The organism is Paraburkholderia sp. GV068 (assembly GCF_003058125.1).
Lineage (GTDB): Bacteria > Pseudomonadota > Gammaproteobacteria > Burkholderiales > Burkholderiaceae > Paraburkholderia > Paraburkholderia graminis.
Genome location: NZ_QBUB01000001.1, coordinates 311,214 through 331,904, shown reverse-complemented (window position 1 = coordinate 331,904; position 20,691 = coordinate 311,214). Strand labels below are relative to the sequence as shown.

15 protein-coding genes are annotated in these 20,691 nt (G+C 65.7%); 5 read left to right on the top strand and 10 right to left on the bottom strand.

Going from position 1 to position 20,691, the window contains the following annotated elements:
• Nucleotides 1-14 precede the first annotated feature (14 nt).
• The 4 genes from iolC to iolB are packed head-to-tail and all read left to right on the top strand — an operon-like array spanning nucleotide 15 to nucleotide 5,813.
• A complete protein-coding gene (iolC, locus tag C8K18_RS01550; protein ID WP_375135798.1) occupies nucleotides 15-2,084 on the top strand; it encodes a 5-dehydro-2-deoxygluconokinase in 2,070 nt (689 codons plus the stop codon).
• Nucleotides 2,081-4,108, top strand: a complete 2,028-nt coding sequence (gene iolD, locus C8K18_RS01545; RefSeq protein ID WP_107706493.1) for a 3D-(3,5/4)-trihydroxycyclohexane-1,2-dione acylhydrolase (decyclizing) — start codon at nucleotides 2,081-2,083, stop codon at nucleotides 4,106-4,108. The genes iolC and iolD overlap by 4 nt, the downstream gene beginning before the upstream one ends.
• Complete coding sequence (gene iolE, locus C8K18_RS01540) at nucleotides 4,105-5,016, top strand: myo-inosose-2 dehydratase (RefSeq protein ID WP_006052393.1); 912 nt, start codon at nucleotides 4,105-4,107, stop codon at nucleotides 5,014-5,016. The genes iolD and iolE overlap by 4 nt, the downstream gene beginning before the upstream one ends.
• Nucleotides 5,013-5,813, top strand: a complete 801-nt coding sequence (gene iolB / locus C8K18_RS01535) for a 5-deoxy-glucuronate isomerase (protein WP_006052392.1) — start codon at nucleotides 5,013-5,015, stop codon at nucleotides 5,811-5,813. The genes iolE and iolB overlap by 4 nt, the downstream gene beginning before the upstream one ends.
• 36 nt (nucleotides 5,814-5,849) lie before the next feature.
• Here the strand turns inward: iolB and C8K18_RS33180 are convergent, their stop codons facing one another.
• The 9 genes from C8K18_RS33180 to C8K18_RS01490 form a co-directional block, all read right to left on the bottom strand.
• Entirely contained in the window at nucleotides 5,850-8,114 is a 2,265-nt protein-coding gene (locus tag C8K18_RS33180; RefSeq protein ID WP_165919786.1) for a hypothetical protein, read from the bottom strand.
• A 270-nt stretch (nucleotides 8,115-8,384) separates the two neighbouring features.
• A complete protein-coding gene (locus C8K18_RS01525) occupies nucleotides 8,385-9,107 on the bottom strand; it encodes an ABC transporter ATP-binding protein (RefSeq protein WP_107706492.1) in 723 nt (240 codons plus the stop codon).
• Nucleotides 9,104-9,856, bottom strand: a complete 753-nt coding sequence (locus C8K18_RS01520) for an ABC transporter ATP-binding protein (RefSeq protein WP_006052389.1) — start codon at nucleotides 9,854-9,856, stop codon at nucleotides 9,104-9,106. Before C8K18_RS01520 ends, C8K18_RS01525 begins: the two co-directional genes overlap by 4 nt.
• Nucleotides 9,853-11,193 carry a branched-chain amino acid ABC transporter permease gene (locus C8K18_RS01515; protein ID WP_107706491.1) on the bottom strand — a complete coding sequence of 447 codons (1,341 nt, stop codon included), beginning with the start codon at nucleotides 11,191-11,193 and terminating at the stop codon, nucleotides 9,853-9,855. The genes C8K18_RS01520 and C8K18_RS01515 overlap by 4 nt, the downstream gene beginning before the upstream one ends.
• A complete protein-coding gene (locus C8K18_RS01510) occupies nucleotides 11,186-12,124 on the bottom strand; it encodes a branched-chain amino acid ABC transporter permease (protein WP_107706490.1) in 939 nt (312 codons plus the stop codon). The genes C8K18_RS01515 and C8K18_RS01510 overlap by 8 nt, the downstream gene beginning before the upstream one ends.
• Nucleotides 12,125-12,126: 2 nt before the next feature.
• Nucleotides 12,127-12,591: a thioesterase family protein gene (locus C8K18_RS01505; RefSeq protein WP_029967703.1), complete on the bottom strand. Its 465-nt coding sequence runs from the start codon at nucleotides 12,589-12,591 to the stop codon at nucleotides 12,127-12,129.
• Nucleotides 12,592-12,746: 155 nt separating this feature from the next.
• Nucleotides 12,747-13,277 (bottom strand): NUDIX domain-containing protein, encoded by a 531-nt coding sequence (locus tag C8K18_RS01500; protein WP_053858521.1) that lies wholly within the window; start codon nucleotides 13,275-13,277, stop codon nucleotides 12,747-12,749.
• Nucleotides 13,278-13,752: 475 nt separating this feature from the next.
• Nucleotides 13,753-14,784 (bottom strand): low specificity L-threonine aldolase, encoded by a 1,032-nt coding sequence (locus C8K18_RS01495; RefSeq protein ID WP_053858522.1) that lies wholly within the window; start codon nucleotides 14,782-14,784, stop codon nucleotides 13,753-13,755.
• A 314-nt stretch (nucleotides 14,785-15,098) separates the two neighbouring features.
• Nucleotides 15,099-16,442, bottom strand: coding sequence for a YbfB/YjiJ family MFS transporter (locus tag C8K18_RS01490; protein ID WP_107706489.1), 1,344 nt, complete (start codon nucleotides 16,440-16,442; stop codon nucleotides 15,099-15,101).
• A 146-nt stretch (nucleotides 16,443-16,588) separates the two neighbouring features.
• Between C8K18_RS01490 and C8K18_RS01485 the strand changes: the two genes are divergently transcribed.
• Nucleotides 16,589-17,563 carry a LysR family transcriptional regulator gene (locus C8K18_RS01485; protein ID WP_029967709.1) on the top strand — a complete coding sequence of 325 codons (975 nt, stop codon included), beginning with the start codon at nucleotides 16,589-16,591 and terminating at the stop codon, nucleotides 17,561-17,563.
• Nucleotides 17,564-17,799: 236 nt separating this feature from the next.
• Here C8K18_RS01485 and alaS read toward each other — a convergent pair whose 3' ends face one another.
• Nucleotides 17,800-20,424 (bottom strand): alanine--tRNA ligase, encoded by a 2,625-nt coding sequence (gene alaS / locus C8K18_RS01480; protein WP_107706488.1) that lies wholly within the window; start codon nucleotides 20,422-20,424, stop codon nucleotides 17,800-17,802.
• Nucleotides 20,425-20,691: the final 267 nt, after the last annotated feature.

Here is a 20,691-nt window from a genome sequence, read left to right as displayed (position 1 = left end):
ATTCAGGGACATTCATGGCTCATTCCAGTACATTCGGCGGCACACCGGCACAGACCTCGGGCGAAACCGCGGGCATGTCCGGCGCGAACGCCGGCAGCCGCTTCGCGCCGGAGCGCAGCCGCGACATCGTGTGCCTTGGCCGCCTCGCCGTCGATCTCTACGCGCAGCAGGTCGGCGCGCGCCTCGAGGACGTGTCGAGCTTCGCGAAGTATCTCGGCGGATCGTCGGCGAACATTGCGTTCGGCTGCGCGCGGCTCGGACTTGCCGCGGCGATGCTCGCGCGCGTCGGCAACGATCACATGGGTCGCTTTCTCACGGAGACGTTGACGAAGGAAGGCTGCGACGTCAGCCACGTGCGCGTCGATCAGGAACGCCTGACCGCGCTCGTGCTGCTCGGCCTGAAAGACCGCGACACGTTCCCGCTGATTTTCTATCGCGAGAATTGCGCGGACATGGCCGTTGACGAAGCGGATTTCGATGAAGCGTTTATCGCGTCGTCGAAAGCGCTGCTGATTACCGGCACGCACTTTTCCACCGAGCAGGTGAACCGCACGAGCCGCCGCGCGCTTGACTACGCGCGCCGCAACCAGGTGCGCACCGTGCTCGACATCGACTATCGTCCGGTGCTGTGGGGTCTGACGGGCAAGGCGGACGGCGAAACGCGCTTTGTCGCGAGCGAAGGCGTCACCGCGCATTTGCAGCGCATTCTGCCGTTGTTCGATCTCGTGATCGGCACGGAAGAAGAGTTTCGCATCGCAGGCGGCAAGAGCGAACTCGTCGACGCACTCGCGATGGTGCGCGCGGTCACGCCCGCCACGCTCGTGCTCAAGCGCGGGCCGCTGGGCTGCCAGATTATCGACGGCAAAGTGCCCGCCTCGCTCGACGACGTGCCGGTTCACGGCGGCGTGGAAGTGGAAGTGCTGAACGTGCTCGGCGCGGGCGACGCGTTCGCCTCCGGCTTTCTCTCAGGATGGTTGCGCGATCAACCGCTCGAAGCATGCGCGCGCGCCGCGAACGCGAGCGGCGCCCTGGTGGTCTCGCGCCACGCTTGCGCGCCGGCCATGCCGACGCCCGCCGAACTCGACTACTTCCTTCGCGAGGCCAAAGCCGACCCCGAACGCATGCGCCGCCCGGACCGCGACGCGACGCTCGCGCGCCTGCATCGCGTGACGCCCGCGCGCAAGCAATGGAACGAAGTACTCGGCTTTGCATTCGATCATCGCAACCAGTTCTTCGAACTCGCGCAGCAGACCGGCGCGAGCGACGCGCGTATCGCGAGGCTCAAGGGCCTGTTCGTCGAGGCGGTCTCGCAGACCGAAAGCGCATTGAGCTTGCAAGGCCGCATCGGCGTGCTGATCGACGATCGTTATGGACAGGATGCGCTGAATGCGGCGACCGGCCGCGGCTGGTGGATCGGCCGCCCCGTCGAATTGCCGGGCTCGGTGCCGCTCGTCTTCGATCATGGACGCTCCGTGGGCACGACGCTCGTCACGTGGCCGCAAGAGCACGTCGCGAAGTGCCTCGTGCAATTCCATCCGGATGAGCCGATCGAACAGCGTCTCGAACAGGAAGCGCAATTGCGCGCGCTCTACGATGCAACGCAGGCAAGCGGCCACGAGTTGCTGCTCGAAGTGATTCCGCCGAAGCACCCGAACTTGCCGCAAGGACCGAACGTGGTGTACCGCGCGTTAAAGCGCCTTTACAACATCGGCATCTATCCCGAGTGGTGGAAGCTCGAACCGATGGACGCCGCGCAGTGGCGCAACGTCGACGCGTTGATCGCCGAGCGCGATCCGTATTGCCGCGGTGTCGTGCTGCTCGGTTTGTCGGCGGGTGTCGAGCAGTTGAACGATGGCTTTCGCGCGGCGGCGCGCTCGTCGACATGCCGCGGCTTCACGGTGGGCCGCACGATCTTTCACGAGCCGAGCCATGCGTGGCTTGCCGGTGAAATCGGCGACGACGAACTGATCGCGCGCGTGCGCCGCATCTTCGAAACGCTGATCGCATCGTGGCGCGCGGCGCGTGAATCCGTGGCCGGCGAACCCGACGCGAAGACGCATGTTCATCAGGAGCAGGCCGCATGAATCAGCGCATGATGGATCACAAACGCGAGCAGGAACATGAGCACGGCCACGCGGCATCCGCAAGCGGCGCGGTTCGGGAAGGCACGATTCGCCTGACCACCGCGCAAGCGCTCGTGCGTTATCTCGCCGCGCAACGCGTCGCGACCGAAGACGGTCTCGGCACCGAGCCGCTCTTTGGCGGCGTGTTCGCGATCTTCGGTCACGGCAACGTCGCGGGCATGGGCGAGGCGTTGTATCAGCATCGCGACGAATTGCCCACGCTGCGCGCGCATAACGAACAGGCGATGGCGCATAGCGCGATTGCGTACGCGAAGGCGCATTTCCGCCGCCGTATGATGGCGGTCACGACTTCGATCGGACCGGGCGCGACGAATCTGCTGACCGCTGCAGCGCTCGCGCATGTGAACCGTTTGCCGGTGCTGCTGTTGCCGGGCGACATTTTCGTGTCGCGCGCGCCGGACCCGGTTTTGCAGCAGGTCGAAGACTTCCACGACGGTGGCGTGTCCGCCAACGATGCGTTCAAACCCGTGTCGCGTTACTTCGATCGCATCGTGCATCCGGCGCAATTGTTGAGTGCGTTGCCGCGCGCGCTGCGCGTGCTCACCGACGCCGCGTCCTGCGGGCCCGTCACGCTCGCGTTGCCGCAAGACGTTCAGGCGCAGGCGTGGGACTTCCCCGCCGATTTCTTCGCGCCGCGCGTCGTGACGTTTTATGCGCCGGCGCCGCGCGTCGATGAAATCGAGCGGGCAATCGAGCGCTTGCGGCGCGCGCAGAGGCCGCTGATCGTCGCGGGCGGCGGCGTGCTGTACGGCCGCGCGACTGACGCGCTGCAACGCTTCGCCGCCGCGCACGGCATTCCGGTCGCGGAGACGCAGGCGGGTAAGGGTTCGCTCGCATGGGACGATCCATTGAACGTTGGCGCGCTCGGCGTGACCGGCTCGCCTGCCGCGAACGCACTCGCGCGCGACGCCGACTGTGTGCTCGCGCTCGGCACGCGTTTGCAGGACTTCACGACCGGCTCGAACACGCTCTTCACGCAGGCGGACGTGATCGGCATCAATGCGAATGCATTCGACGGCCTCAAGCATCGCGCGCAAGTGGTGGAAGCGGACGCGCGTCTCGCACTCGATGCACTCGATGCGCTCCATGGACCTGGCTCGCGCCTGCAAGACTGGCATGCGGACCGCGCGTGGACCGCTCGCGCGCAGCAACTCGCGGCAAGCTGGCGCGACACCGTACATACGCTCACGCACGCGCCGCAGCGCGACGCCGTGCTGCCTTACGAGGGCGATGTGATCGGCGCCGTGCAGCGTTCGAGCGCGAACTCGCCGGCCAACGACATCGTCGTATGCGCGGCGGGCACCTTGCCCGCCGAATTGCACAAGCTGTGGCGCGCGGCGACGCCGGGCGCGTATCACGTCGAATACGGCTACTCGTGCATGGGCTATGAGATCGCCGGCGGGCTCGGTGCGAAGCTCGCGCGTCCCGAGCGCGAAGTGATCGTGATGGTCGGCGACGGCAGCTATCTGATGATGAACAGCGAGATCGCGACTTCCGTGATGCTCGGCGCGAAGCTGATTGTCGTGGTGCTCGACAATCGCGGCTACGGCTGCATCAATCGCCTGCAGCAGGCATGCGGCGGTGCGCCGTTCAACAACCTGCTCGACGACTGCAAGCAAGGGCCGCTTGGCGCGCCGCGCATCGACTTCGCCGCGCATGCGCGTGCGCTCGGCGCGCATGCCGAGCATGCGGCGAACGTCGCGGAACTCGAAGCCGCGCTGCAACGTGCGCGCGCCGCGGATCGCACATACGTCATTAGCATCGACACCGACCCGGCTCGCACGACGACCGACGGCGGCTGGTGGTGGGAAGTCGCGGTGCCCGAAGTATCGTCGAGGGCAAGCGTGCGCGATGCGCGAGCGAACTACGACGCGCAGATTGTGGCACGCGGAAAACCATCCGGCGTTGCAGAGCACAGCAGCGAAAATGATAACGACGTCAACGACCGAGGATCGCTCGCATGACAGCTTTCAACGTACGCATCGGCATCAATCCGTTGTCGTGGATGAACGACGACCTGCCCTCGCTCGGCGGCGAAACGCCGCTCGAGGTCGCGCTGACCGAAGGCCGGCAGATCGGCTATCAGGGCTTCGAACTCGGTAACAAATTTCCGCGTGAACCGCAGGCATTGAAGACGCTGCTCGCGCAATACGATCTCGCGCTCGTGTCGGGATGGTATTCGGGGCGTCTCGCGCGCGGCAGCGTCGAAGAGGAAATCGCGGCGGTCGGCCCGCATCTCGACCTGCTTGCGCAAAATGGCGCGACCGTCATGGTGTATGGCGAAGTCGCCGATTCGATTCAGGGCGCGCCGAAGCCGCTGTATCAGAGGCCGCGTTTTTTCGGCGACGCGCAATGGGCCGCATATGCCGCGCGCGTCGATGAATTCGCACGCTATACGCTAAGCCGCGGCGTGCGGCTTGCTTACCATCATCACATGGGCGCGTACGTCGAAACGCCCGCCGACGTCGATCAGTTGATGTCGCGCACGAGCGACGCAGTCGGCCTGCTGTTCGACGCGGGACACATCACGTTTGCAGGCGGCGATCCGCTCGCCGTGCTCGACAAGCACATCGGCCGCGTTTGCCATGTGCACTGCAAGGATGTGCGCCCCACCGTGATGAAGCTCGCGCGCAATCGCAACTGGAGTTTTCTCGATGCGGTGATCGCGGGCGCGTTCACGGTGCCCGGCGACGGCGCCGTCGATTTTCCATCGATCATCGCGCGTCTGAAGCGGCACGGCTATTGCGGCTGGCTGGTGGTCGAAGCAGAACAGGACCCGGTCGTCGCGCCGTCGTTCGAGTACGCGCAAAAAGGCTTCAATACATTGCGTGCATTGGTCGATGCGCCGCTCGACACGCAGGAGGCAGCATGAGTCTGTTAGTGAAGGCCGAGCGCGAAGGCCAGACAATCGCGCGAGTGACACCTCAGTCGGCGTGCTGGCGCTATGTCGGCTTCGCCGCTTATCGTCTCGGCACGAGTGAAGTCGTGCATGTGTTCGAGCCGTCGCGCGAAGTGTGCATCGTCGTGCTCACGGGCGCGGTCGACATCGAAACGCAGCACGCGAAGTGGAGTTCGCTCGGTTCGCGCGACAGCGTGTTCGAAGATGCCGCGCCCTATGCGGTGTATTTGCCGCCAGGCGTGCGCGCCGCCGTGCGCGCATGCCGCGATGCGGAGATCGGCGTGGCGAGTGCGCCTGCAAAAGGCGAGTTGCCCGCGCGCCTGATCGAGCCGTCTTCGATGAAACGCTCCACGCGCGGCAAAAGCCTCAATACGCGTTACGTCTGCGATATTCTTCCGCAGACCGAGCCCGCCGAGTCGCTGCTGGTAGTCGAGGTGAGAACGCCGGGCGGCCACGCGTCGAGCTATCCGCCGCACAAGCACGACACCGACAACGTGCCGCACGAAAGTTCGCTCGAGGAGACGTACTACCATCGGTTGAATCCGCCGCAGGGTTTTGCGTTTCAGCGGGTGTACACCGATATGCGCGATATCGACGAATCGATGGCGGTCGAGAATCACGACGTCGTGATGGTGCCGCGCGGCTATCATCCGGTCGTCGTGCCGTATGGCTACGACTCGTACTATCTGAACGTGATGGCGGGCGCGCAGCGGACGTGGCATTTCCGTAACGATCCGGCGCACGAGTGGATCGTCAACAAGGAAGATTGAATCGTGCGGCAGGCTTCGCGCGAGGCAGGCGCGCTCTTATTCGCCTCGCGCGGCGAGATCCACGTCGAGCGCGCCGTCCGTGCTCATTTTTACCGTGCCGTTCGAAACGTCCCTGCGATAGCCGTATAAATCGAACTTCATCACGCCGGGGTTCGAGCTGTCGCTGATGAAAGTTCGCGCGTTCGTGACGAGCGAGTTGAACATCTTCACGTCGCCCGATTCGATCCATACGTAGCTCTTCGCCGCGTTGGCGGGCGGCCGCGCGACGGCAATGCCGGGTTCGCGTTTGAACTTCAGCACGAGGCCCTCGTCCGTGACCGTGGCGCTTGCAAGACGCCCTTGCAAGACCGGCGGTGGAAACACGGTGTACTGATCGAACACGAGCTGGTTGCCTTCGAGCGCGACGCCCTTGCGCGTGAACGGCGTCAACGACGCAAGCGGAATGTCGAGCGCGCGCAGCAGTCCCGCCTGCGGCACGCCAAGCACCTTCACCGACGCCGGCTCGTACACGAGATGCCGCTCGTCTCGCGCGACGATTGTGCCGCTCATCGTCGTCGGCAGCCATACGCCGGGAAAGTGATTCCACAACTTGATGCCGCCCGTGACTTCGAGCTTGCCGTCGACCGGTTTCAGTTGCAGATCGTTGAGCGAGCGCGGCTCGTAATCGAGCAGATAATCGTTGAATAGCGCGGCCATCGCCGGCCAGGGTTCGACTACTTCGCCGCCGATGATGCGTATGTCGTACTGATCGGGATTGTCGAGATCGACCGGTTGGCCAGGCGTCTTCGGGACCATCTGCGCGTCGAGCGAACGCACGTGAAAGCCGATGCGCCCGGCCACGTAGAAGTCGACGTTTTCGACGTGAATCAGCGGGGTGGGACCTGTCGAACGACGCTCGTCGTTGGGCGTGAGCGTTGCAGCGTCCTGGCTGCCGCGAGACAACCCCGTACGCAGACTGACAGGCATCGCATGCGCGGCCGACGCGTGTTGCACACTCTGCGGCACGCGTTGCCACAAGAGCCGCGCCTGCGCCAGCGACGCCTGCTGCGCGCGAATCAGGCTGTCGTTAAAGCGCGCACTCGCGCTGCCGATGCCGATGCCGATCCGCAGCGGCGGCTCTTTTGCCGCGCTCGCGAGCGTCGCGTATGAAGGCAGATGCACGTCGAGCGCGCCGGCTTCGTCGAAAGTGAAATAGCCGGCGGCCATCTGCTCGCGATAGTGGTACAGATCGAGCACGAACGGCGCGCTTCTATCGATGGGCGTCAGCGCCATGTCGATATTCATCGGCATCGAGCGCATGAACTTCACGTCGCCGCCTTGCACCAGCATGCCGCGCGCGGGCATGTTCGCGGGCCAGTCGATGTTGGGCAGCGTGCCGTCGTCGAGCGTGAAGCGCACGCCCGCCGCGCTCGTGTCGATGCGCGTGATGCGCATGCGCAGCGCGGGCGGCGGCGTGAGCTTTGCGACCTGCATCACGACGTCGTCGCCGTCGAGCCGCGCAATCGGCGTATCGACTTTCAGCAGATCGGCCATCTTCACATGCGCGGCCTGCATCAACCGGTCGGCGGCCACGCCCGCGACTTCGACGTGATCGGCATGGAACACGAGTTCGTCCGCGCCGCGCATCGCAAGCGATCCGGACAGCACGATCGGCACCCACGTATCGCGATGCATCTCGCCGGTTATGCGCAAACTGCCGCCGTCTTGCGGCACCACGCGCATATTGCGCAGCGGCGAGCCTTGGTACTGGAATAGATATCGGTCGAAGATCGCCGTGAGCTTTGCGCTGTCGAGCGTGACTTCGCCGCGATGAACGTCGATCGTCACGCTCGTCGGGTCATCGAAAACAATCGGCTCACCCGCGCGCGTCGGCACGAGCGTGGCCGCCATGTCGTGAATCATGAAGCCGATGTCGCCGGTCACGCGAAAGTCGACATCGCGCGCGAACATCAGCGAGCCGTCGACGCCCGAGTCGCGCAGCGTGAGCGCGCGGCTGCGCTTGATGCTAATGCCGCTCGCTGTGGGCACGCGCGCCGCGATGCTTTGCTCTAACGCGAGTTGTCGGGCCTTGGCGGCTTCGATTGCGGGGCGTGGGGATGAAGCGGGCTGCGCGTGCGGCGCGCTTGCGGTTGCGCTTGGGCTTGCGGTTGCGTTTTGCATGTCCGCGGAAGGCGCAGTGTTTGCGGTTGTCGAATTCGCGTCGGCGCACGCGGACATGGAAAGCGCCGCGGCGAGCAGCGCGAAACTTGCGACAAGCGGCGCGCGCCATCCATGCTCGCGGGCCGTGCGTATGTTTTTCATGATGTCTCCTCCTGAAGCCGCGACGCATCTCGACGCATTTCGACGCGCAAATTGCGCGCGCCGACGCCGCGCGGTCTTCAATAATTGTCTTTATTTGTCCGCGCGCTGCCGACAAGATTTCTGGAGGACGCTCACCAAACGATCAAGCGTTTGAATCGCCGCGATCGGTCAGCGCAATGCCTTGCGCGCCGGACCTGAGCGGACTATCGACGATGCGAATTCAAACGCTAATCGCACCGCGGTTTTTTTCAACGCGGCACGGCGCGCGCTTCAACCGACACCGAGCCATTCGCGCATCACGTCGGTGCGCTGCACGAAAGCATCGAGTTCGCCGTCGAACACGATTTCGCCGTGACCCATCACGGCGACGCGGCTCGCAATGTCCCGCGCGATCACGAGCCTCTGTTCGATCAGCAGCATCGCCATGCCGCGCTCGCGCAGCACGCGCAGACATTGCGCGACCTGCTGCATCACGAGGCTCGCAAGACCCTCGCCGGGTTCGTCGATTATGAGCAGATCGGGATCGCCGAGCAGCGCACGCGCGAGCGTCAGCATCTGCTGCTCGCCGCCCGACAGCGCGCCCGCACGCGTGCGTCTGCGTTCGCGCAAAACAGGGAAAAGCGCGCAGGCATCGTCGATGGTAAAGCGCGGCGCGCGTCCGCGATTTGCACTACTGCCCGGCCCAACCCCCAGTTCGAGATTTTCGCCGACGCTCAACGTCGGAAACACGTCACGATGCTCCGGCACATAGCCAATGCCGAGCCGCGCGATTTCAAACGTACGCAGCCCGGCAAGCGAGCGGTCTTTAAAGCGCAATTCGCCGTCGCACTGCACGAGGCCCATGAGCGCCCGCGCGAGCGTCGAGCGTCCCGAGCCGTTGCGGCCGACGAGCGCAAGCACTTCGCCCGCGCCGATCCGCAGGTTCACGCCATGCAATGCCTGGCTCGGCCCGTACCATGCGTTGAGTCCGCGAATGTCGAGCAAGGGCGTCATGCGTCGAAACCTTCGCCGAGATACGCGGCGCGCACCGCGGCATCCGCGCGAATCGCCGCGGGCGTGCCGGTCGCGATAATGCGCCCTTGTACAAGCACTGAAATGCGATCGGCGATGGCGAACACCGCGTCCATGTCGTGCTCGACCATCAGCAGCGTGCGGCCCGCGGTGGTCTCGCGGATCAGTTCGATCGCGCGCGCCGCCTCCGCGCGATTCATGCCGGCGGTCGGTTCGTCGAGCAGCAAGGTATGCGCGCCGCCCGCGAGCGCAATGCCGAGATCGAGCGCGCGCTGCTCGGCATAACTGAGCGTCGCGGCCTGCACATGCGCGCGTGCGCCGAGGCCGACCGCGTGCAGCACCTGCGAGGCGCGCGCATCGACCGTGGATGAACCCGCGAAACGCTGCCACCAGCGCAAGCGGTCGCGCTCGGCGAGCAGCGCGGCGCAACGGAGGTTGTCGAATACGGTCAGGCGCGCGAACACACTCGTGCTCTGAAAACTGCGCGCGAGTCCGCGCCGCGCGATCGCCGCCGGCGCGAGCCGCGTGATCTCCGCGCCGAACAGGTCGATGCGTCCCGCGTTGGGACGCGCGCCACCGGCAATCAGATTGAAGAGCGTGGACTTGCCCGCGCCATTCGGGCCGATCAACGCGTGACGTTCACCTGGTTCGATCGCAAGATTCACGCCGCGCAGAATCTGCGTGGAGCCGAAGCGTTTTGTGACGCCATAGAGCGCGAGTGCCGGGATCATCGTGTGTCTCCGGCGTTGTGCAGCGCGCGGGCATGCGCGGCAAGGCGGGTTTGCGCGCGGCTCGCGGCGAGCGCCGCCAGCGTTCCGCACGCTGCCAACGCAACAATTGCTACAACGAGCCGCCAGGGTGACGACACGCCAAACGTGATCAGCGAAGACGCTGTGCCGACGCGCAACGCGGCGCCTTCGTCCGCGCCGAATTGCGCCGCGTAGGCCCACTGCACCGCGAGCACGACGGCGGCGCACCATAGCAGGAGCGCCGCTGTGCCTGCCAGATAGGCGACCATGCAAGCAGCCCGGCACGAGCGCCAGCCCAAGCGCGTTAGCCGCGCCAGGTGCCGCTGCGCGAAGCCGGCGATCCCATCCGGTGCAGCGACCACGATCACGATGAAGAACAGCCCCAGATAAAAGAGCCAGGCCCGCGTGACACTCGCCACCGCCACGCTGAAAAACGTCAGCACGACCGCGCCCACGACCGGCCCGAAAAAGACGCCTGTTCCGCCGATCACCGTTGCAATCAGCACCGAGCCCGAGCGCACCATGCCGACGCTTTCCGTCGACACCAGCTCGACATTGATGAGCGCCAGCGTGCCCGCGACGCCCGCAAAAAATGCCGAGATCACGACGACGCCGTGGCGAATCCGTCGCGGATAGCAGCCGATGGCCGCGGCCCGCGCGGGGTTGTCGCGCACCGCATTGGCAAGCCGCATGAACGGCGAGCGCGACAGCGCGAACATCGCCGCGCTCGCGAGCAGGCACCACAGCGCGATCAGCGCATACGCCTCGCGAGCCGGGCCGAATGTGAAGGCGCCGAGCGGCGGGCCGCTCGCGCGATCGATCGCGACGCCCGCCTCGCCGCAGAACCAGTCGGGCAAGGTCCACGCGGCCGCCGCCACCAGTTCGCCAATGCCGAGCGTGATCATCGCGAATGCGGTGCCGGCACGCCGCGTCGAGATGAAGCCGAGCAGCGCGCCGCATACCGCGGCCCCTGCCCCGCCGATCAGCGGCAGCAGCACGAGCGGCACGCCGGCGCGATTGAACAGATGTGCGGCGATCAGTGCGCCTAGGCCGGAATACGCCGCATGTCCAAACGACAGCAATCCCGTTTCGCCGAGCAGCAGATTGTAGGAAAGCGCGAAGACGATCATCGTCGCGGTCTGCGCGAGATAGGCGAGCAGCCAGCTTTGCGGCGACAGCAGCGGCGGCACAAGAAGCAGCAGGATTAGTGCGAGCCACGGTAATAGACTGCGCCATAACACGCGTTGATGCGGGGCATCGGGCTCGGCGGGCGTTATCGTCGAGGCGACCGCAGTTGCTGACTTCGAGACCTTACGCATGATCGTCGCGCCGTCCGAAGAGTCCGCGCGGGCGCAACGCCAGCATCGCGACGAGCAGCAGATACGGGATCAGCGGCGCAAGCTGCGCGAGCGTCAGCGCGTCCCATTCGCGCGGCAGCGAGGCGTCGAAAACGGCAAGCAGGTCGCCGAGCGAAACGTCGCTCGCGACCGCGAGCGTCTGAATGCAGCCGATCAGCAGCGACGCCGCGAGCGCACCGCCGAGCGACCCGAGCCCGCCGATCACCACGACGACGAACACGATCGAACCGAGCGATTCTGCCATCGACGGTTCGATGACGGAAAGCGGCGCGCCGATCACGCCGGCCAGCGCGGCCAACGCCGTGCCCGCCGCGAACACGCCGGTAAAGACGCGCGGCACGTTGTGGCCGAGCGCTTCGACGGCGCTCGCGTGCGTGAGCGCGGCGCGCACCACGAGCCCCGCCTTCGACACACGCAGCACCGCGTACAGCGCCGCAAGCATGACGAGCGAGAGCGCCATCATGAACGCGCGATAGCGCGCGAAGGTCGCGCCGTAAAGCGTGAAAAGCGGACCGTCGAGTACAGCCGGCACGCTCGCGCCGAGCGGGCTCAAGCCCCAGCCGAGCTTGACGAGTTCGCCGAGCACGTAGGCCGCGCCGAAGGTCAGCAGCAACTCGGCGAGATGTCCGTGACTTCGCACGCGGCGCAACAGCCAGCGCTCGAGCGCCGCGCCGATCAGGCCGACGACGAGCGGCGCGATCACGAGCGCGGCCCAGAAACCGAAGCGCGCCGCCACCGAATAGCCGACGTAAGCGCCCAGCATGTAGAAGCTCGCGTGCGCGAAGTTGAGCACGCCGAGCATGCTGAAGATCAGCGTCAAGCCCGCCGACAGCATGAAGAGCAGCAGGCCGAAGCTGATTCCGTTCAGCAGATTGATGACGAACGACTGCACGCCTAGTCCGCGGTGCCGATGGCAACGCCGATCGGCTCGAGCGCCGCGCGCAGTGCGTCGGGCAGATTCACCGGACGGCGCGTCACGCGATCCACGTACACATGCACGAAGTGGCCTTGGGCGGCGGCTTCGTCGCTGCCTTCGCGAAAGAGTCCGACTTCATAGCGCACGCTCGACGCACCGAGCCGCGTCACCCGCAAGCCTGCGTCGACGCGCTCCGGAAACACCAGCGGCGCGAAGTAGTTGCAATGCGTTTCGACCACGAGTCCGATGGTCGCGCCGCGCTCGAAGTCGAGCACGCCCGCGCGGATCAGATACTCGTTCACCACCGTATCGAAGTAGCTGTAGTAGACGACGTTGTTCACGTGACCGTAGACGTCGTTGTCCATCCAGCGCGTGGTGATGGTGAGGAAATGCGGATAGGCGCTTCGTGCGGTGGGTTGGGGTTTGGATGCGGTCGTGGACATGGGCGTTGGTTCGAACGAAGGTGGCTGTGGGGCGCTTTTGTTTATCGGTGCATCGCGGAGAGTCGTTGTCGTGGTGCCATTGGTGCCGTAGTGCCGTTCGTCGACGCTGCTGCGAGACCTGCTTGCGGCGAACCCGTCGAACTCGGCGCGCGCACTTACTGTCCCGGCTTGTCGACGAATTCAAATGGCAGACCGCGCCGCCGCATCCATTCGCCGAGCGCCTGACCGGTGCCCGCGCGCCAGGGACGCAGATTCGCCGGTTCCACGAGCCGGTATTCGAGCAGTTCGGGCGACAGCGAAATGGTGCCATGCGCCTTCACGTGATACGCGATGATCAGTTCGTTCTTGCGGATGAATTCATACACGCCGATCAGTTCAACCGACTCCGCGTGCAACGACGTCTCCTCCCACACCTCGCGCGCAATGCCCTCCTCCGGCGTCTCGCCGTTTTCGAGGAAGCCGGTGATCAGCGCGAACACACCCTCGGCCCACGCGGCGTTGCGCGCAAGCAGAATCTTGCCTTCGTATTCGACGATCGCGGCAACCACCGGCAGCGGATTGTTCCAGTGGACGTAGCCGCATTGCTCGTCGGGACAGGTCTGGCGGATGCGCCCGCCTTCATGCTCGGCGTCGGCCCGCTCGATGAGAGGCGTCGAGCAGCGCGGGCAGAATCGGTAGTCGGTCATGGTGAGTGGTTTTTTGTGGGGTTTGTCGCGGGCGGCGGTGGGTGCATGTGGTGCGTTTCGTGCGTTGGGCTGCGTGGGCCTCGGTCGCTATTGTGCGGGCCTCGCCGGTTCATGGGCTCTGCGGACTGGCGAGGCCGGCTTGGCGCAGCGCAGATCGTGTGGCATTGTGGGTTGCGCGGCTCGTCGCTTTCATGGGTTGAGGCAGCATGGCCCGAGGGTTTGCGTGCGTGGTGTGCGTAGCTTGTGCGGCCTGCCGCGCGTGGGTGGCGTGGGTGGCCTGCATGGCTTGCATAGCTCGCGCACCTTGCATCGCTCGCGCACCTTGCATCGCTCGCGCACCTTGCATCGCTCGGGCACCTTGCATCGCTCGGGCTCCTTGCATCGCTCACGTGCCTTGCATGGCCTGCGTCGCTCGCCGCCGCGCCCACTTCGCCCACCTCCAGCGCCCTCCGCGCCTTGCGCGACGCACGCCATCTTACGCCGCGCATAGCTCGCGCACTTCCGCTACGAAGCGCTCGACCGTTTCCGGCTGCGTGTCCCACGCGCACATCAGCCGGCAGCCGCCCGCGCCGATGAACTCGTAGAACTTCCAGCCGCGCTCGCGCATGGCCTTCGCGGCTCGCGCGGGCAACTGCGCGAACACCGCGTTCGACTCGCGCGGAAACATGATGCTCACGCCGGGAATGTCCTGCAAGCGCGTTTGCAGCAGCTCGGCCATCGCGTTCGCATGACGCGCGTTGCGCAGCCACACGTCGCTATCGAGCAGACCGAGCCAAGGTGCGGAAATGAAGCGCATCTTCGACGCAAGCTGCCCTGCCTGCTTCAGGCGGTAAGCGAAGTCGTCGGCGAGCGTTCTGTCGAAGAACACCACCGCCTCGCCCACCGGCAAGCCGTTCTTGGTGCCGCCGAAACACAGCACGTCGACGCCCGCGCGCCACGTAATCTCCGAAGGATGCACGTTCAGCGCGGCGACCGCATTTGCAAAGCGCGCGCCGTCCATATGCACTTTCAGACGATGCCGCCTCGCGACCTCCGCGATCGCGCGCACTTCGTCGACGCTGTACACGGTGCCGACTTCCGTCGACTGCGTCAGCGTGACGACCTTGGGCTTCGGATAATGGATGTCGGCGCGGCGCGTGACCACGGCCTCGATGGCGTCCGGCGTGAGCTTGCCGCCGACGCCCGGCGCCGTCAGCAGCTTCGAGCCGCCGGAGAAGAATTCGGGGCCGCCGCATTCGTCGGTTTCGATGTGCGCGAGTTCATGGCAGATCACCGAGTGGTACGACTGGCACAGCGACGCCAGCGCGAGCGAGTTGGCCGCCGTGCCGTTGAACACGAAGAACACCTCGCAGTCGGTCTGAAACAGGTCACGCAGACGGTCGCAGACCTGGCTGGTCCAGGAGTCGTCGCCGTAGGCCGGTTCGTGGCCGCTGTTGTTGGCGGCGATCAGCGCGTCGAGCGCCTCGGGGCAGATGCCGGCGTAGTTGTCGGACGCGAAATGTTGCATGCTGGGCGGCGCGGCCGGCGACAGGCGCGCGGGGATGACGGAAAGCGCTCATTTTAGTGCGCCCGGCGGCCGTTTGTTGTATCGCTTTGCTTCGCTGAAGTCGCGTCGAGGCTGAGGCGGAGCGACTGGGCGCACAGCGCTAAGGCTCCTTGCCGTAGGGCTTGGCCGATAGCAGTTGGCGGTTGGCGTGTCGCTCCTTTTTGTTCATCAACCGTAGCCGACATAGGCGCCAAGTCCGACCCGCAGCAGCAAAAGCCTGCAGACGGACGGTTCCGCCTTCTTCCTGGCCGCATCGCCGCCGTGGCCGCGCGCGTTCAACCGCAGCCGCAGTCCGGCATTCGCCCTCGCCCACGCGGCATCCGCGCGACGACGACAAGGCCCGCCGCGCCCACCAGCAACGCGCCGGCCGCGAGCCACAACGCGAGCGAAAACGAGCCGGTGTGCGCGGCGATCGGCGCGGCGACCAGCGGGCCGACGATCTGACCGAGGCCATAAGCGGCCGTTGCGTAGCCCATCAGGCCGGCCGCATCATCGCCACGCAGACGCCGCGCCTCGCGCATCGCGAAAAGGGTGATCGCGGTGAACGGCACGCCGATCAAAATGCTGCCGAGCGAGAAACCGCCCGCCGTCGGCCAGACGATCCCAAGCGCGATACCCGCGGCTTGCAGCACGTAGCTGCCCGCCAGCAGCACGCGGTTATCCAGATGCAACGGCAGGCGCGCCGCCAGCAATGCGCCGACCATCAGCGCCGCGCCGAACATCGGCCAGAACAGGTCCGGCCACGGCGAGCCGGGCAACGCGTGGCGCGCGATGACCGGCAGGAACGTCGCGGTGATGATGTAGCCGAAGCCCGGCACGCCGTACAGGACGACCAGCCAGAAGGCGTCCGCGCGATGCGTGGCCGGCCCGCTGTTGATGGCTGCATGTCGCGTTGTGGCGGCGCCCGCGCGGCTTGCGCCGGTTTCGTCCGACGTCGCGGCGGCCGGTCCGTCGGCTCTCCGTTCTGTCGCAGATGACGCCGACGCGCGCCCTGCCGCCTTGCGATCAGACGCAGCGGCATTGCCAAACGCCGGCCACACGGCCGCCGCCAGCACCGCCGAAATCAGGCCGAAGCCGATCCAGCCCGCCGTCGCGCCATAACCGCCCGCCGCGCTCACCAGCAGCCCCGTTCCGACGATGCCGACGCCCGGCCCCGTATAAATCACGCCGCTCCACGCAGGTTGACGGAGCTCGGCGAGCCGCCGCAAGCCCCACTGCGACGCGAAAACGAAAGTCCACGCGCTGACCGCGCCCGCGACGAAGCGCACCACCGCCCACACCCAGAACTGGCTCGTGACGCCCATCGCGAGCGTCAACAGCACGGTCAGTGCGAGCCCCGCGCGCACCACCCGTGCAGGTTCCACGCGCAACGCCGCGCACGTGAGCGCGCCGACAAAGTAGCCCGCGTAGTTGGACGACGCGAGCCAGCCGCCGTGCTCGATGTCGATTGGCGGCTGACCGAACGCGCCGCCGTGCAGCATCAGCGGCAAAAGCGGCGTGAAAGCGAACCGCCCGACGCCGAGCGCGACGGCGAGCGTCACCATGCACGCAAGCGCCGCGCGCCGGGCCGCGTGAGATTCGGTGGGAAGACGGTGGGCGTCGGAAGCGAGATCGTTCATGGGCGGCCATTCAAAGGGCGAGGGAGCGGTGGAAACCGCGTCGGGATCGCGGGCACGGTGAGTCGCACCGGTAGTCTCATATTAGCTTGACGATCCAATCATGAAAAATGAATAATTTGGATACCATCCATCGCTAGGAGAGAATCGTGGACCTGGCCGCCTTGACGATTTTTCGGGCCGTCGTACGCGAGAACGGCGTGACGCGCGCCGCCGCGAAGCTCAATCGCGTGCAATCGAACGTCACCACGCGCATCAAGCAGCTCGAAGAGCAGCTCGGCGCGGAACTGTTTATCCGCGACGGGCGGCGTCTTGTGCTGACGCCCGCCGGTGAAACGCTGCTGCCCTACGCCGAACGCCTCCTCGCTCTCGCCGACGAAGCGCGCCACGCCGTGCGCGCCGACCGTCCCCGCGGACGCCTGCGTCTGGGCACGATGGAGAGCGTCGCGGCCACGCGTCTTCCGGGCCTGCTCGCGCAGTATCACCAGCAATGGCCGGATGTCGCGCTCGAACTGGAGACGGGCACGACCGGCAAGCTGATCGAGCGCGTGCGCGAATTCGACGTCGACGCCGCTCTGGTGGCTACGCCGTTCGACCCGGCGGTCCTCGGCGATGTGTTCGAGACGGTGCCGGTGTTCAAGGAGGAACTCGTGATGCTGACGCCGCGCGGGCATCGGCCGATCCGCGAAGTGCGCGACATCGCGCTGTCGACACTGGTTGCGTTCGAGCGCGGCTGCGCGTATCGGACCTACATCGAGAACTGGTATCTGGAGCACGGCGTGAGGCCGGCGCGCGTGCTGGAACTCGGCTCGTATCACGCGATCGTGGCTTGCGTCGCGGCGGGCGCGGGCGTTGCAGTGGCGCCGCGGTCGGTGCTCGGCTTGGCCGCCGACGCGAGCAATATCGCGGTGCATGACTTGCCGGACATCGGCGCGATCGAAACGCTGCTCGTCTGGCGACGCGGACATTTTTCGTCGGCGCTCAATGCGTTGAAGCAGACGCTGTTGGGGCAGGAGAATGTGCGGGGTTTGGGGGAAGCCGGGCGCGTTGATGTGGCGGATGTGGCTGGCGATGCCGAAGCGCATGCACGCGTTCAGGCTGACGTGGGCGCGGACGTCGCGTAATTTTGCGCTGAAGCGCTGCGTGGTTTGCGGCTGTTTCAGTGAGCGATTGCGGTTCACGCCGAAGTGAGGCGTTCACAACCGGCTCCGAACCGGCAACCGACCTCTTGCGCAAAGCCGCTCGTGCAAAAAAATCGGGCCACGCACCACGCCGACAATCCGGCGCGCTACGTGGCCCTCTTTCTGAACTCTACAGCCGGCCTTAAAACAGCCAACCGCAGCTCACCAGCGAATCAGAATCAAAGCTGCGCTTCGACCCAGCCCTTCACGCCAGCCAGCGCTGCCGGCAGATTGGCCGGCTCAGTGCCACCGGCCTGAGCCATATCGGGCCGGCCGCCGCCCTTGCCGCCAACCTGCTGCGCGACAAAATTGACCAGTTCACCGGCCTTGACCTTCTTGCTCGCGTCCGCCGTCACGCCGGCAATCAGACTGACCTTGCCGCCTTCGACGGAAGCCAGCACGATCGCCGCGCTCTTCAGCTTGTCCTTGAGCTTGTCCACCGTTTCGCGCAGCGTCTTCACGTCCGCGCCTTCCAGCGTTGCCGCGAGAACCTGCACGCCGGCGACTTCGATTGCCTGACCCGCCAGTTCGTCGCCCTGGCTCGACGCCATCTTCGACTTGAGCGCGCTCAGTTCTTTCTCGAGCTGCTTCACCTGGTCCTGCACCTGCGTGATGCGTTGCGTCAGCTCGGACGGCTGCGCCTTCAGCACCGCAGCCGCGGCGTTGATGCGCGCGTCGAGGTCCTGCACGAAGCGCACAGCGTTATCGCCGGTAATGGCTTCCACGCGACGAATACCCGCGGCCACACCGCCTTCCATCACGATCTTGAAAAGACCGATGTCGCCCGTGCGATGCACGTGCGTGCCGCCGCACAATTCGCGCGAGAAGCCGAGATCGAGCACGCGCACTTCGTCGCCGTATTTTTCGCCGAACAGCGCCATCGCGCCGCCCTTCACCGCTTCGTCGAACGGCATGACGCGCACGATGCCCGGCGCGTTCGCCAGCACCTCGGCGTTGACGATTTGCTCGACGCGGCGGATCTGTTCGTCCGTCATGGGCGCGTTGTGCGCGAAGTCGAAGCGCGTCTTGTCCGGATCGACGAGCGAGCCCTTCTGCTGCACGTGCGAACCGAGCACTTCGCGCAGCGCCTTGTGCATCAGGTGCGTGGCCGAGTGATTGCGAGCCGTGCGCGCGCGGCGCACTGCGTCGATCTCGGCCTTCACCACGTCGCCGACCTTCAGCGTGCCCTGTTCGAGCGTGCCGTGATGACCGACCACGTCGGCCTGGACCTTCAACGTGTCCGCGACGGCGAAGCGCACGCTTGCGTTGGCGAGCAAGCCCTGGTCGCCGACCTGGCCGCCCGATTCCGCGTAGAACGGCGTGTGGTCGAGCACGACGACGGCCTGCTGGCCGTGCGTGACCTGCTGCACCGACGCGCCGTCCACATACAGCGCCACGACCTTCGCGTCGTCGAAAACGATTTCCTCGTAGCCGTGGAACGTGGTCTTTGCGCCCGAGTATTCGAGGCCCTGCGCCATCTTGAACTTGCCGGCCGCACGCGCCTGTTCGCGCTGACGCGCCATCGCTTCGTCGAACGCTGCTTCGTCCACCGTCACTTCGCGCTCGCGGCACACGTCGGCCGTGAGGTCGAGCGGGAAGCCGTAGGTGTCGTGCAGCTTGAACGCCAGTTCGCCGTCGAGCGTCTTGCCGCCCTTCTTGTCCAGCTCGGCGAGCGCGTTGTCGAGGATCGACATGCCATGCTCGATGGTCTCGAAGAAGCGCTCCTCTTCCTGACGCAGCACGTCGGTCACGCGTTGTTCCGCGTCCTTCAGTTCGGGGTAAGCGCCGCCCATTTGCGCGACGAGGTCGGCCACCATGCGATGAAAGAACGAACCCTTCTTGCCGAGCTTGTAGCCGTGACGGATCGCGCGGCGCACGATACGGCGCAGCACGTAGCCGCGGCCTTCGTTGCCGGGAATCACGCCGTCGACGATCAGGAACGAGCACGCGCGGATGTGATCGGCGATCACCTTCAGCGAGTTATTCGTCAGATCGCTCACGCCGGTTTCGCGTGCCGCAGCCTTGATAAGCGCCTGGAACAGGTCGATTTCGTAATTGCTGTGGACGTGCTGCAAGACAGCGGCAATCCGCTCGAGGCCCATGCCGGTGTCGACGCACTGCTTGGGCAGCGGCGTCATGTTGCCTTGCGCGTCACGGTTGAACTGCATGAACACGAGATTCCAGATCTCGATGTAGCGGTCGCCGTCTTCGTCCGGCGATCCCGGCGGGCCGCCCCACACGTCCGGGCCGTGGTCATAGAAAATTTCCGAGCACGGGCCGCACGGGCCGGTGTCGGCCATTTGCCAGAAATTGTCCGACGCGTAACGTACGCCCTTGTTGTCCCCGATACGGATGATGCGCTCGACCGGCACGCCCACTTCTTTCGCCCAGATATCGTGCGCTTCGTCGTCTTCGTGATAGACGGTGACCCACAGCTTGTCTTTGGGCAACTGGTAGACGCCCGTCAGCAACTCCCACGCGTAGTGGATTGCGTCGCGCTTGAAATAGTCGCCGAACGAGAAATTGCCCAGCATTTCGAAGAACGTGTGGTGACGCGCGGTGTAGCCGACGTTTTCGAGGTCGTTGTGCTTGCCGCCTGCGCGCACGCTGCGCTGCGCGGTCGTGGCGCGCGAATACGGACGCGATTCCGCGCCGAGGAACACATCTTTGAACTGCACCATTCCCGAATTGGTGAAGAGCAGTGTCGGGTCGTTGCCGGGCACAAGGCTCGACGAGCGAACGATCGTATGGCCCTTCGATTCGAAGAACTTGAGGAATTTCTCGCGGATTTCGGCGGCTTTCATGGCGTGCGGGGGACGGTCCTGACTATTCCAGACTTCTACCGGCGGCATCGTGAGATGCGCCAACTGTTTGTTTCTTAAACGACTGATTATACGGGATCGGCGCCCTTGCGCGGCAGCGCCGCGGGCCCGTTAGCCATTCGGCCAGGTTTGACCGGGCAGTGTGAGACATCGGCATGCGTCTGATGCGTCTTATGACGTTCGGCCGACTGCGCCGGCCCGCGCCAATCGCTTAAGATTGCCCACATCCGCGGTGCCTCGCGCGCCGCC